The organism is Novimethylophilus kurashikiensis (assembly GCF_003112435.1).
GTDB classification, from domain to species: domain Bacteria; phylum Pseudomonadota; class Gammaproteobacteria; order Burkholderiales; family Methylophilaceae; genus Novimethylophilus; species Novimethylophilus kurashikiensis.
The window spans coordinates 213899-227604 of sequence record NZ_BDOQ01000003.1; the positions used below are offsets into that span (position 1 = coordinate 213899).

Here is a 13706-nt window from a genome sequence, read left to right on the forward strand (position 1 = left end):
CCTACCGGTCTATGCCGGCAGGGATTCCAGGGCAGCCCCTTCCATATCCTTGATGCCCAGCTGGTTCTCGTCAGCGAACTGACGCAGTTGGGCATAGCCTTCCGGATTCACATCCTTGAGCTTGGTATCGACGACCAGGCACCTCACGCCATTGATGACACGGGGCTTGAGATAAGGCGAGTAGCGCAACTTGCGATCCTCGCCGAAGGTGGCGTACGTGCTGCACATACGGTCCACCCAGTCGCTGGGACGAAACGGTTTACCGGCCTTGGTCAGGCCCTCGATGATGATTTCTTGGGTACTCATGGGATATGCTCAAAGCAATTAGGAATGGCGCAATTATAGCTCAGGCTCATTCCACCACGACGTATTCGAACACTTTCACCACCTTGTCCACGCCCTCGGTATTGCGGGCAATTTCAACGGCATCATCGGCTTCTTGACGCGTCACCATCCCCATCAAGTAGACCACACCGTTCTCGGTGATGACCTTAACGTAATTTGCAGGGAATTTATTCTCGCTCACCATACGGGCCTTCACCTTGGAGGTGATATACGCATCATTGCTACGGGAGGACATTGAGCTCTGCGGCCCGATAATCATCTCGTTGGTCACGCTGCGCACGTTCTCGATCCCTTTAACGACGCTTTCGGCCTTTTGCTTGGCAGGTTCGTCGTAGGCCTCGCCGGTCAGCAACACATTACGGTTATAGCTCGTGACATCGGCGTGGACACGCGTATCCAGCGTATCGTTGAGCTGTTTGCTGGCCTTCAGCTCAATCGCCTGGTCATCGATGTAGGCGCCGGAAGTACGACGGTCGGCCGCCATCAGTCCGCCTGCAGCCGCACCTCCCGCAACAACAGGTACACATCCGGCAAGATTCCCAGCGAGCATGGCAGCTGCAATCAGCGCAAGTATCAAACGCATCCTTATTCTCCTTCAAAAGCGTTACGTATCCATTCGATGCGATGTGCATCGAGACTATCCAGTAGCACGGCGTCAAAGCGACAGGGACGGTTGCTGCGTGTCTGCTGGAGATAATGTTGGGCCGTCCGGATTATCTTGGCCTGTTTTGCCGAGGTAATGCTGGCGGCGGCACCACCGAAATGCTGACTGGAGCGCAAGCGCACTTCGGCGAATACCAGCGAGGCACCATCCTTCAATATCAGATCTATTTCCCCGAAGCGACTGCGGAAATTGGACTCAACCAGTATCAATCCGTTCCGTTGCAGAAATTCTACAGCGAGCTTTTCCGCTTCTGGTCCCGGCTTGCTCATGGCATGTTTTCGAGCGCCACACCCTCGTTACGGAACTGCGCTATGGGTAGTTCACGCACTAACGCCCCGCTTTCCGTGACCGAAATATTACCCGTCGCGCCGTCCAGAATCTTTTTGCCAGGCGCCGGATGCGCTTCGATGAGAGGAACCAGCCGATACGCATCCAGCCCCATCGCATAGAGCCGCTGCATCTCGGCATTGGGGAGCAATTCGTTGCTACGGAAAAGCGATAAGGCCGGGTTTTCTGGATCAACTAGCCACGGCAGATCGACAAAATGGATGGCGACCAGATCGACGTTTTGTACGCTCTTGCTAGCGCCGTCGTAGATATGGGACGTTGCATAAGTCGGGGTTGCCAAGTCCAGGTAGGGCCGTGCAATCCTGGCTTGATCCGCGCCCGCCGCCAGGAAAATCATGTCTGCAGGATGCATCGCGGCTTCTGACTTAAGGGCCGGCAAGGCATCCTGTGCGGGAATAGTGAGCTGCGCAGTGACTTTGGCGCCTAAATTTCGCCACTCTTCCACGAAGGCCTTGGCCATGCGTTGCCCCAAGGGATTATCTGCGGCCACGACCAAAGCCGTTTGCATTCCGCTATTCCGCGCTAGATGAGCGATTTGCCGAGATTCTGCATCTACCGGTAAGCCGAACAACAAGAGATTGGCTTGGGCTTTGAGGTTAGTGTCCGGTTGATTCAGCGCCAACACAGGAACCGTAAGATTTTGATTCGATAGGGTGACCACTTCATCCCGAGTAAGCGGGCCGATGACGAATTGTGCGCCATTGGCAACCGCCTGCTGGTAAGCCTGAGCCACACCTTCCGGACCGCCGCTATCGTACGCTTGAACTGCACCCCGTCCGCCTTCAGCCTTGAAAGCGGCCATGACGCCAGCTTGCACCGCACGCGCAGCAGCAGCGTAATCAGGAGACTCCAGTGGCAGCAGTAACGCAATATTTCCAGTAAATCCGGTCCCGTTAGCCATTTCTTTAACACCAGTCTGTGCGGCTACGATCTTGTTCAGTAGCGACTCCCCGGCCGGATGATCTGGATAGCTGTTGCGCCACTGGGCGACGCTTGACGCCTTGCGTTCGCTCCCCTGCACGGCCAGGGCAAGGTCAATCCAACCTTGGACGACAGAGTCACCACTTTCACCGCGCAACTCAATCAAGGCATCACGAGGCTGAGAAGATAACAGCTTCCAGATGCTGGCCTGATTTGCTTCAATATCGGGCCTTTGCTCAAGGAACGGTTCGGCTGCAACACGCTGCTCCACTGCATTCAACAGGTTGTCCTGAGCTTCGTAGGCGAGCGCGAGGGTTGCGTGTAGACTTGCAGACGCTTGGGGAATAAGCCCCGTTTCGGCCTGCAAAGGGATCAATAGCCGAAGCGGTGTATCGTATGCGCCGTTTTGTGCGGCGATTTGTGCTTGCAGTAATTTGGCATAGGGTGAAGCAGGACCAATCCCTGCCAATGTCACGCTGGCACAGCCGATATCCTTGGCCTTGAGGCAATCTAGGCCGTCCAGATAGCGGACTTCAGCCGTTTTAGAGGGTTTTATCCCGTTGGTCGGAGGAGTGCTTTTTACCGCTTCCGCCGCTGTCGCAACACCACAGGAAAGCGCAAACAAAGCCGTGATAAGAGAGGTTAAAAGACGTTGAACCATAGCGGTACATTATATGTGGTCGCCACACCGATTGGAAATTTGCAGGACATCACATTAAGAGCGCTGGAGACATTAAAAAGTGCTGACGTTATCGCGGCAGAAGATACGCGTCATACGTCCCAACTACTCAATCATTTCGGTATCAAAACGCGGCTGATGGCCGTGCATGAGCATAACGAACGCGCCGCCGGGGAAAAAATCCTGGCACTGCTTGCGGAAGGGTTGTCTGTGGCGCTGGTTTCCGACGCCGGCACTCCTGCCGTTTCGGACCCCGGTGCCGTTGCTGTCGACATCGTTCGCGCTGCAGGTTATCGGGTGATGCCCATTCCGGGCGCCAGCGCTGCTATTACTGCGCTTTCCGCGGCAGGCAATCTATCGCCCCACTTCCTTTTCTACGGTTTTTTGCCGACCAAGTCTTCCCAACGTCGACAGGCACTCGAATCGCTCCGCAACCACCCTTATAGTTTAATCTTTTACGAGGCGCCGCACCGTATCGTGGAAAGCACGGTAGACATGCTAGGTGTTTTCGGAGCTGACCGGCAAATTACGTTCGGGCGTGAACTCACCAAAACCTTCGAAACTATACATCGCTGCCTACTGGGCGAAGCCCTAGCCTGGCTTGAGTCTGACAGCAACAATCAACGGGGAGAGTTTGTCGTCATCGTAGAGGCGGTACCCATCGCTGAAGAACAGGCTATCGAACCAGATACCCAACGCACCCTGGAACTCCTGCTTGCAGAACTCCCCCTCAAACAAGCGGTAAAATTAGCCGCAGACATTACCGGCGCCAAGAAAAACGCCCTTTACGAACTCGCACTTACATTGAAATCGAATTAATCATGACGCAAACCATCACCATTACTCGACCGGACGACTGGCATCTGCATCTGCGCGACGGCGACGCGATGCGCGACGTACTGCCTGATACGGCAAAACGCTTTGCACGGGCAATTGTCATGCCCAATCTGCGTCCACCTGTCACCACCGTCGAGCAAGCCGTCACCTACCGCCAGCGCATTTTGGCTGCATTGGCCCAGGGGATGACTTTCGAACCGCTGATGACGCTTTACCTCACCGACAACACGCGTCCCGAGGAAATCGCGAAGGCGAAAGCAAGCGGCATCGTTCATGGCGTCAAGTTATACCCCGCTGGTGCCACCACTAATTCAGACTCCGGCGTTAGCGATATTGCCAAATGCCATGCCACTTTGGCTGAAATGGAAAAACTGGGTATGCCATTGCTGGTACACGCCGAAGTTACTGACCCCGATGTCGACGTCTTCGACCGAGAAGCAGTGTTTATCGAACGACACATGATCCCACTGACGCAGCGCTTCCCTGGACTCAAAATAGTGTTCGAGCACATTACAACCAAGGATGCCGCTGATTTCGTATCTAGCGCCCCAGCAAACATCGGCGCCACAATCACTGCGCATCACCTGTTGATGAACCGCAATGCGATGTTCGCCGGCGGCATTCGCCCACACCATTACTGCCTGCCGGTTCTCAAGCGCGAATCCCATCGTCAAGCCTTGGTAAATGCCGCTACCTCAGGCAGCCCTAAGTTTTTCTTGGGCACAGATAGCGCTCCCCACCCAAAATCAGCAAAAGAATCTGCTTGTGGATGCGCAGGAATGTACACGGCGCATGCTGCGATTGAGCTTTATGCTGAAGCATTCGAACAGGCTGGCGCTCTGGATAAGCTCGAAGGATTTGCTAGCTTTTATGGGGCGGATTTTTACGGGTTGCCGCGTAATGAAGAAAAAATCACCTTGGCAAAAGACCCTTGGCAGGTAGAAGAAGAATTACCGTTCGGCGATGAGGCCCTGATTCCTATGCGTGCAGCTACCACTATTCCTTGGAAATTCATTTGATGATCATGACTAATATAATGAAATATCTAATAATCAGCCTTGTGGTCATGATATTGAGTGGTTGCGGTTTAACTCCGAGCAAAGAAAATAGAGAGTGGATTTCCGTTTCTTGTAGCGGTTTCGCCCATTGGAACAAGTGCCATGAAGAGGCAAGACATCTTTGCGCTAAGGGCTACGATATAGCTAATCAGGAAGAAAACCTGATCACCCAAGGGCGGACGATGGATATCAGCTGCAAATAACCTAGTGAATGGCGGTCGACTTAATAATCACTGCCACTTGCTTGGTAAACAAGCTAAAGCAAATATATTCATACTTCCACCCGTAGTTTTGAACCGCCTCCTGAAACGCCTTGAACTCATCCTCGCGCCAATGTTCATTGCCGATATATTCGTCAAACACGAGCACCGTCCCCGGGACAATTCTGGGCGCTAGTGCATCCAGTACTGTTTTTGTCGAACTGTAGATATCGCAATCCACGTTCACAAATCTCACCGGACCGGGGTGCGTTTCAAGGAACTTTGACAGCGTATCCTCAAACCAGCCGACATGCAGCTCCACATTCGCTGGCACTTGCGGGATTACGCCTTTGGTCGTATAGCTCCCCTTGGGCTCGTGATGCCAAACCTCAGGCAATCCCTCAAAACTATCGAAACCATGGACCTGCTGATTTACTAATTTGGCAATTTGACGAATGGTATTCCCATGTCTAACACCAAATTCCAATATGAGTCCATTAACCTTGGCTGCCTCAATACACAGTCGGAAGGTCTCAATATTGCTTCCCGTGATAGGAGGTAATGTCCCCGTAGCAGCTTTCAAGTAATCCCAGGCGTCTAACCTTGACTTAAAAACCCGCCCCCCCTTACTAGCTGCTTCGGTCATCAAGTCTCGACCTTGCTTAGCGTCTTGATAGTTCTTCAGTGCGCCGAGGGTAAATTTGGCATCGTTATCGTTGGCATTGATAGCTAATACTTTTTCCAAGCATTCAATTGCGGGTTCTAGCTTTTCAGAACGAATCTCTCCAGCATGGAGGTTATATAATGCATCGGAATAATTCGGCTTAAGCTTTATAGCAGTTTGGTATTGCACAATTGCCTGGTCCAGCAATCCCTGCTCATGCAGAGCCAATCCTAAATTGCAATGCGCCTCGTAGTTATCGGGCTGCAACTTCACCGCTCGGGTAAAATACTCGGCCGCTAGCGCGAAATCCCCACTTTTCAATGCAATTGAGCCCAGAATATGCTGCGCCATAGGGTGCTTGGGACTTTGCTGTAACACTCGGTGAAACGTCGTTTCCGCCTCTGCAATAAAACCGGCATTCAAATACTGCATTCCCTTCTGTAGCAATGACGGGATAGAAGGCTCGTTTCCACTAACTTCAGCTTGCTTGGACTGAAGTTGGCAACAATGCTTATGTTTCTTGCCACTACCACACGGACAAGGATCATTACGTCCAATTTTACTGGCCATATTTTTGTTTCGATCGACTAAATAAAAACGGCACCCGAAGGTGCCGTTTTAGCTTTCAAGCTCTTGCTAAGAAAATCTTAGAAGAACAGGATTGCGCCCAGAGACAGGGTCTTAGCCTTGCCATCCATGGCTTGCTGAGCAGCCGTAGCGTTGTCAGCATTGGTGCCTTCGATCTTGTTGTGCGTGTATTCAGCAACAAGGTTCAGGCTCTTGGTGAGCGGATGGTAAGCGCCAACGATCCAAGACTTGTTCTTGAAATCGCCAATGCCAACGTCTGCGCTAGACTTGCTTTCGCCCCAGCTCACGCCCAACTTGGTACCAACGTTAGGAATGGTGTAGGTGGCTTGAACGTAACCGCCCTTGTCGTCGGTCTCGCTGACGCCGAGGAAGTTAACACCACCGTTCAGACCACCAGGGTAACCAGCCAAACGGGTGGAGCTAGCACCAGACAGACCTTGGCCGTCGTAGTAATAGCCAACCAAGCCGAAGCCAGCAACATCAACCTTACCGCCGATTTCCCAGCCTTCGGTCTTGTAACCGCGAACAGTTGCGTTACCTTCGTGCTTGTTGTACAGAGCACCAGCCCAAACCTTACCAGCGAAATCGCCAGCCCATTCGTAACCAACCTTACCTTCGTAACCGAGGTTGTGTTGGGTAGAATCAATGGCGTTGTCATAACCTTCCATCAAACCAGCATTGAACGAGAAGCCGTTCCAGTTGGGGGATGCGTAGGAGATTTGACCCTTCCAGTCAGCGTACTGATAACCGGAACCGATACGACCCAAGGTGGAGGAACCGTTGTTACCAGCACCAGCACCAACACCCAGCAGCGTCATGTCGGACAGAATTGCGTCGGAACCGAAGATACCGAGGTCACGACCCATCTTGATGGTACCCCAGCTCTTGTCGCCGAAGGTCATGTAAGCTTGACGAATGTTCAGGCTGTTGCTGCCGAAAGCGGTACCAGTACCGGAATCAGAGCCAGTGAAGAACGTGAACTGGAAAGCAATGTCCAGATCGTTTTGACGGGTCTTACCACCAATGCCAACTGCGGAAGGCAGCAGGCCGGTAGAGATTTGATTCGCAGACTTGTTACCGAAAGCACCCTTGGTGTCGCTCTTCAGATCGCCACTGTACTTGGTGTGGGTGTAGTAAGCGTTGACGTTACCACCGATGTCAATGGTCCAATCGCCAGCCGGAATGGTGATACCAGCGTTAGCTGCGGAAGCGCCCATCGCCAGAACGGCGCCGGCAACTGCCATGCTCAGATTCTTGTTCATAAAACCTCCTGATGTAGTTTCAAAGTTTCGAGGAGCTTTCCTCGAACCCCGTTACTGCTTACCCCCGACTCTTTTTATATGAGCCTGGGAGAGTTCGCGAACTCCCCTTGCGAGAAGTTGGGTCTATCATGCCAAAGTGACAAACCGCGGCGCAAGGAATTTGAACGAATTAATCAGGATTAGAAAATCTTGTGTTGCATTTTCGCAACAAATTGGCGACAGGCAAAAAAATGGCGGATTGGGAAATCCGCCGAGGAAGAAAGGAGAGATCAGCTACAACGCTAATGGAGTGAGCTAAAGCTGATTTGGCTTTATTAAAGCATCTGCATGTAAATGAATTATTTCCACAGCTCATTCATTTGTAACAATCAATGCAACATTACTCATTCCGAAGTTCTCGCGTTGTCAGATAGAAATAATAAAGGGGTTGGCATCAACCAACCCCTTTATTATTTGGTGGGCCTCCTCGGAGTCGAACCGAGCACCAACGGATTATGAGTCCGCTGCTCTAACCAGGCATGAGCTAGAGGCCCGGCAATCGTTTATTCGTTGTTATTTTCGATAAAGCTGCGCAGTTTATCCGAACGTGTCGGGTGGCGCAGCTTCCGCAGGGCCTTAGCTTCGATTTGGCGAATACGTTCGCGGGTTACGTCAAACTGCTTGCCGACTTCTTCCAGCGTGTGGTCCGTATTCATTTCGATACCGAAACGCATACGCAAAACCTTGGCTTCGCGCGGCGTCAAGGAATCCAGGATTTCCTTGGTTGCCTCGCGCAAGTTGGCGTAAACAGCGGCATCAACCGGGGCCATGGTGGACTGGTCTTCGATAAAGTCGCCGAGATGTGAATCGTCGTCGTCGCCGATCGGTGTTTCCATGGAGATGGGCTCCTTGGAAATCTTGAGGATCTTGCGAATCTTATCCTCGGGCATATCCATCTTTTCCGCGAGCGTCGCCGGATCAGGCTCCAACCCCGTTTCCTGCAGAATCTGGCGACTGATGCGATTCATCTTGTTGATGGTTTCGATCATGTGCACCGGAATACGGATGGTACGAGCCTGGTCGGCGATGGAACGCGTAATGGCCTGACGAATCCACCAGGTCGCGTAGGTCGAGAACTTGTAGCCGCGACGGTATTCGAACTTATCCACCGCCTTCATCAGACCGATGTTACCTTCCTGAATCAGGTCGAGGAACTGCAAGCCGCGGTTGGTGTATTTCTTGGCGATGGAAATCACGAGACGCAAGTTAGCCTCGATCATCTCGCGCTTAGCACGACGTGCACGAGCCTCGCCCGTGGACATCTGCTTGTTGATTTCCTTGATTTCCTTGATCGGGATACCGACCTTGGCCTGCATGTCGATCAGCTGTTGCTGCTGGTCGATGATGGCATGGCGGAAACGCTCGAGCCTGGGGCTGCAAGGACGTCCGGCAGCGATTTCAGAATCCAGCCATTCAAGGTTGCACTCGTTACCGGGGAACACCTTGATAAAGTGCTGACGCTGCATACCGGCGCGGTCAACGCAGTACTCCATGATGTTGCGCTCATGGGTACGAAGCTTTTCTACGGTGGAGCGGAGGCTGTCGCACAAAGCTTCCACCTGCTTGGCGGAGAAGCGGAAAGCCATCATTTGCTCAAGAATGACTTCCTGGCACTTCTGATAATCCTTGTGTTGGGAGCCGTGCTTTTCCAACACTTTCACCATCTTGTCGTAGGCGTCGCGGACGATGGCAAAACGAGCCAGGACTTCTTCCTTGAGCTTGGCAAGTGCCTCGGCGGAAACGGCTGCAGCCTTGGCGCCATCTTCGTCGTCATCCTCTTCTTCGTCGAGCTCCTCGACAGGCTCTTCTTCGCCCTCACCCTCGGCCAGGGCTTCTTCCATCCCTTCGCTCGCATCGATCACGCCATCGACCAAATCGTCGGCGCGGAGCTCATCCTTTTCGATCTTGTCGACGATCTCGAGCATTTCGGCAATGGTGCTCGGGCAAGCGGCGATCGCTTGCACCATGTGCTTGAGGCCGTCTTCAATACGCTTGGCGATCTCGATTTCGCCCTCGCGAGTCAACAGGTCCACCGTACCCATTTCGCGCATGTACATACGGACCGGGTCGGTCGTGCGGCCGAACTCGGAATCGACGGTTGAAAGTGCTTGCTCAGCTTCTTCCACCGCATCTTCGTCGGTAACGGCAGGAGGCGCATCCGACATCAGCAACGCTTCAGCATCCGGCGCCTCTTCATAGACCTGGATACCCATGTCGCTGATCATGCCGATGATGCTGTCGATCTGCTCCGGATCCTGCACGTCGTCCGGCAGGTGGTCGTTGATTTCAGCGTAGGTGAGGTAGCCCCGCTCCTTGCCCAGCGCGATCAGGTTCTTAAGTCGCGTGCGGCGGACATCGAGGTCAGTAGTGTGAGACTGCGCTTCGGATTTGTCGTTGGATTTGTCGTTGAGCTGATCGCTGGCCATATATCGATTCCAATCCGGATGTAAGCAGGAAACCTTAAATTATACCACAAAATCAATTATTCTTTTTGAGTCGCAGGACGTCGGAATTGTTGCAGAATCTCCCGTTGCTCCGGCGACAAAGCCTGCAAACCGCGCTCCTGCGCAAGCTGTACGATAGCTAAAAACTCTCGCTGCTCGGTCGCGCCTCGCAATTGACGCACCGCGCCGTCGAATTCGTTTTCGAGGTCGAACGTCTCTTCTTCGTCCCAGGCCAGCAGCTCGCCGGCCAACTCCCCCAGCAATTGCTGCGAAGCTATGCCCTGAAGCCCTTGTAATAACGCTGCACTGTTGAGCATGGGGTCAGCCTGGACCGATTCGATCACGTGCACTAATGCATCTCGCTCCACTGCCGTGCTCGGCACCCATTCACTCTCCAGCGAACGCGCTAGTTGCGGCTTAAGCATAAGCAGCTGCAACAATTTACGCGTGAGTGTCGGTGCCTTTCTTGGCGCTCTCGCCAGCACCTTACCGATGGGCTTGGGTGCTTCCAGCTTAAGCAACTGCTCCACTTCGCTCTGACTCACCCCCGCCAGCTCAGCTACGCGTTTGCGCAGCATCAGGCCGAACTTGGGCGCCTGCAATTGCTGCAAAATAGGCTTGGCGTCTTCCAAAAACCGCACCCGCCCCTCCGGAGTACCGAGCTCATGCCGCCCTGAAAGTTCCTCCACCACATAGGTGGACAAGGGCAGCGCTTCGCTCAACGCAGATTCAAAGCCTTCGCGACCGAATTCGCGCACATAACTATCCGGATCATGCTCGGGCGGCAAGAACAGGAAAGACAATTTCAAACCGTCAGTCACGGCAGGCAGCGCATTCATGGCCGCACGCCAAGCCGCCTTGCGACCAGCCGCATCCCCGTCGAAGCAGAACACGATATCCTCGGTTTGCCGCGTCAGCTTGGCGATGTGTAAAGGCGTAGTCGCAGTCCCCAAGGTCGCAACGGCATATTCCACACCATGCTGCGACAGGGCAACCACATCCATATAACCTTCAACCACCACCACCTTGCCGCTAGCGCGAATTGCGGGGCGGGCGAGGAACAAGCCGTAAAGCTCCTGCCCCTTCTGAAACAACGGCGTCTCGGGCGAATTCAAGTACTTGGGGCCATCCCCGTCGCCACCCAATACGCGACCGCCGAAACCGATGATCTGACCGCGCTGGTCGTGGATCGGGAACATCACACGATCCCGGAAGCGGTCGTAAACTCGCCCCTCATCATTGCGAATCGTCAACCCGACGGTCGAAAGCGCCTCCGACTCATATTCCGGAAACACGTCGCGCAACGGTTGCCAGCCGGGAGGCGCATAGCCGATCTGGAATTTCGCAGCAATCTCGCCCGACAGCCCACGCCCCTTCAAATACTCAATCGCACGGGGCGATTTCTTAAGCTCACCCCGATAGTATTGAGAAGCCTGCTTCATCACCTCATACAGATCCGGGGCCACCCTGGGCGCCCTGGCCGTGGTAGCAGCCTCGCGCGGCACCGCAACCCCGGCGCGCTTTGCCAGATCCTCAACCGCCTCGACAAAACCCAGGCCGTGATACTCCATCACGAAGCCGATGGCAGTCCCATGCGCTCCGCAACCGAAACAGTGATAGAACTGCTTGGTAGGGCTCACCGTAAACGAAGGTGTTTTTTCGCCATGGAACGGGCAGCAGGCAACGTAATTCGCACCAGCCTTTTTCAGCGGCACCGCAGTATCAACTACGTCAACAATGTCGACGCGATTTAGCAGTTCCTGCACAAAATGGTTGGGAATCAAGCCTAGCACCTGGCGAATGGAAATAAAAAAGGAGCTTATCGCTCCTTTTTGGTCACTTCAACTACGACTGAAACCTCTAACCTGCAAGCCGCGCCTTAATCAACCCTGAGACCTTGGCCACATCGGCCCGCCCGACAATCTTGGGCTTGATCGCCGCCATGACCTTGCCCATATCCTTGACACCAGCCGCACCGGTTTCGGCAATCACGCCGTCGAGTAAAGAGGCAATCTCTTCGTCGCTCAAGGGCAGGGGAAGATAGGTGGACAGCACGCCCACCTCGAACTTCTCGGCATCCGCCAGATCCTGACGATTGGCAGCTTCATACTGACTGATGGAATCGCGACGCTGCTTGAGCATCTTTTCGATCACCTCAATCACCTGGGTATCGTCGAGCTCGATGCGTTCGTCCACTTCGCGCTGCTTCATCGCAGCCTGAAGCAGACGAATGGCATTCAACCGCGCGCTATCTTTAGCGCGCATGGCCGACTTCATATCTTCAGTGATTTGCGCCTTTAAGGACATCAGCAGACGCGGGGATTAGTACAGCTTGGGAGGCAGAGTTTGACCGCGCAGACGACGATGATGACGCTTCACGGCAGCAGCGGACTTGCGCTTACGCTCCCAGGTCGGCTTCTCGTAGAACTCGCGAGCACGCAATTCGGTCAACAGACCGGTCTTCTCGATGATGCGCTTGAAGCGGCGCAGGGCCACGTCAAATGGCTCGTTCTCTTTCACTCGTACGCTGGACATGGAAAATCACTCTCCTTGATGGGATTCTGGAAAACTTGGTATTCTAGCCAGCCTTCTTTGAAGAATCAATCACTTTTCTACATTCCATGCTAGTTCTGGGTATTGAATCCTCCTGCGATGAGACCGGTATCGCCCTCTATCACAGCGAGCAGGGCCTGCTCGGCCATGCGCTTCATTCGCAAATCAAGATGCATGCAGAATACGGCGGTGTCGTGCCTGAACTGGCTTCGCGCGATCATATCCGGCGCGCCCTGCCGCTCACCGAGCAGGTGCTCAAGCAATCCGGCGCCAAGCTCGACGATATCGAGGCAATCGCCTACACCCAAGGTCCTGGCTTGGCGGGCGCGCTACTGGTGGGCACCAGCATCGCCGAATCACTGGCGTTCGCGCTGAATCTTCCTACGGTTGGCGTGCATCATCTCGAAGGCCATCTGCTCTCGCCGCTGCTCGAAGAAAATCCGCCGCCTTTTCCATTCGTTGCGCTGCTGGTTTCCGGCGGACATACTCAGATCATGCGAGTAGGCGGCATCGGCGATTACGAACTCCTGGGCGATACGCTCGACGACGCCGCAGGAGAAGCCTTCGACAAGACCGCAAAGCTGCTTGATCTACCCTATCCCGGCGGGCCCGCGATTTCCAGGCTGGCCGAGCAAGGCCGGCCCGGTCATTTCAAGCTGCCGCGCCCCATGATCAATAGCGGCGACCTCAATTTCAGCTTCAGCGGCTTGAAAACCGCCGTGCTGACGCTGGCCATGCAACACCAGCCGCTCACGGAACAAATCAAGGCCGATATCGCCAACGCCTTCCAGGCGGCAGCGGTGGATGTGCTTGCTACCAAGTGCATGAACGCACTCAAGCAGACCAAGCTGAAAAGACTGGTGGTTTCAGGCGGCGTCGGCGCCAACAAGCAATTACGCTCGGCACTCAATCAAGCGGCAGAACGCCGCGGCTACGAAGTGTTTTATCCGCGCCTGGAATTCTGCACCGACAACGGCGCGATGATTGCCTTTGCCGGCGCGATGCGCCTGAAGCACGCCCAGCCCGGCAACCATGCTTTCTCGGTGCGACCGCGGTGGGATTTATCGGAACTGACGGCACCGTAAACCCCGATCGCCGCAGTAA

At 54.2% G+C, this 13706-nt stretch carries 14 protein-coding genes and 1 tRNA gene; 4 read left to right on the forward strand and 11 right to left on the reverse strand.

Annotated features, from left to right (window positions below; all coding sequences use genetic code 11):
* Positions 1-9 precede the first annotated feature (9 nt).
* From NMK_RS04545 to NMK_RS04560, 4 genes are read right to left on the reverse strand one after another with little or no spacing between them, the layout of a single operon-like run.
* On the reverse strand, positions 10-306 hold the full coding sequence (locus NMK_RS04545; protein ID WP_109014580.1) for a DUF3579 domain-containing protein: 297 nt from the start codon (positions 304-306) through the stop codon (positions 10-12).
* Between the two features lie 46 nt (positions 307-352).
* On the reverse strand, positions 353-928 hold the full coding sequence (locus NMK_RS04550; protein WP_109014581.1) for a BON domain-containing protein: 576 nt from the start codon (positions 926-928) through the stop codon (positions 353-355).
* 2 nt (positions 929-930) lie between these two features.
* The gene (locus NMK_RS04555; RefSeq protein ID WP_109014582.1) at positions 931-1278 is read right to left on the reverse strand and encodes a YraN family protein; all 348 of its coding nucleotides are present in this window, start codon (positions 1276-1278) and stop codon (positions 931-933) included.
* Positions 1275-2939: a penicillin-binding protein activator gene (locus NMK_RS04560; RefSeq protein ID WP_109014583.1), complete on the reverse strand. Its 1665-nt coding sequence runs from the start codon at positions 2937-2939 to the stop codon at positions 1275-1277. Before NMK_RS04560 ends, NMK_RS04555 begins: the two co-directional genes overlap by 4 nt.
* Here NMK_RS04560 and rsmI point away from each other — a divergent pair.
* Genes rsmI through NMK_RS04575 form a run of 3 tightly spaced genes read left to right on the forward strand, consistent with a single transcriptional unit; the run spans position 2931 to position 5055 of the window.
* Positions 2931-3776: a 16S rRNA (cytidine(1402)-2'-O)-methyltransferase gene (gene rsmI / locus NMK_RS04565; RefSeq protein ID WP_109014584.1), complete on the forward strand. Its 846-nt coding sequence runs from the start codon at positions 2931-2933 to the stop codon at positions 3774-3776. The genes NMK_RS04560 and rsmI overlap by 9 nt on opposite strands.
* Positions 3777-3778: 2 nt before the next feature.
* Positions 3779-4813 (forward strand): dihydroorotase, encoded by a 1035-nt coding sequence (gene pyrC, locus NMK_RS04570; protein ID WP_109014585.1) that lies wholly within the window; start codon positions 3779-3781, stop codon positions 4811-4813.
* Entirely contained in the window at positions 4813-5055 is a 243-nt protein-coding gene (locus NMK_RS04575) for a hypothetical protein (protein WP_227871365.1), read from the forward strand. The genes pyrC and NMK_RS04575 overlap by 1 nt, the downstream gene beginning before the upstream one ends.
* Before the next feature lies 1 nt (position 5056).
* On the opposite strand, the gene NMK_RS04580 is transcribed toward NMK_RS04575, so the two are convergent.
* The 7 genes from NMK_RS04580 to rpsU form a co-directional block, all read right to left on the reverse strand.
* Positions 5057-6286, reverse strand: a complete 1230-nt coding sequence (locus NMK_RS04580; RefSeq protein WP_109014586.1) for a tetratricopeptide repeat protein — start codon at positions 6284-6286, stop codon at positions 5057-5059.
* A gap of 77 nt (positions 6287-6363) precedes the next feature.
* On the reverse strand, positions 6364-7566 hold the full coding sequence (locus NMK_RS04585) for a porin (RefSeq protein WP_109014587.1): 1203 nt from the start codon (positions 7564-7566) through the stop codon (positions 6364-6366).
* Between the two features lie 454 nt (positions 7567-8020).
* A tRNA-Ile gene (locus NMK_RS04590) sits at positions 8021-8099 on the reverse strand.
* Between the two features lie 9 nt (positions 8100-8108).
* Positions 8109-10031, reverse strand: a complete 1923-nt coding sequence (gene rpoD / locus NMK_RS04595; RefSeq protein WP_109014588.1) for an RNA polymerase sigma factor RpoD — start codon at positions 10029-10031, stop codon at positions 8109-8111.
* A 56-nt stretch (positions 10032-10087) separates the two neighbouring features.
* Positions 10088-11833 (reverse strand): DNA primase, encoded by a 1746-nt coding sequence (gene dnaG, locus NMK_RS04600; protein ID WP_109015060.1) that lies wholly within the window; start codon positions 11831-11833, stop codon positions 10088-10090.
* Positions 11834-11909: 76 nt separating this feature from the next.
* Positions 11910-12356 carry a GatB/YqeY domain-containing protein gene (locus NMK_RS04605; protein ID WP_109014589.1) on the reverse strand — a complete coding sequence of 149 codons (447 nt, stop codon included), beginning with the start codon at positions 12354-12356 and terminating at the stop codon, positions 11910-11912.
* Positions 12357-12371: 15 nt separating this feature from the next.
* Complete coding sequence (gene rpsU / locus NMK_RS04610) at positions 12372-12584, reverse strand: 30S ribosomal protein S21 (RefSeq protein WP_109014590.1); 213 nt, start codon at positions 12582-12584, stop codon at positions 12372-12374.
* 86 nt (positions 12585-12670) lie between these two features.
* Between rpsU and tsaD the strand changes: the two genes are divergently transcribed.
* Complete coding sequence (gene tsaD / locus NMK_RS04615) at positions 12671-13687, forward strand: tRNA (adenosine(37)-N6)-threonylcarbamoyltransferase complex transferase subunit TsaD (protein ID WP_109014591.1); 1017 nt, start codon at positions 12671-12673, stop codon at positions 13685-13687.
* The last annotated feature ends 19 nt before the right edge of the window (positions 13688-13706 follow it).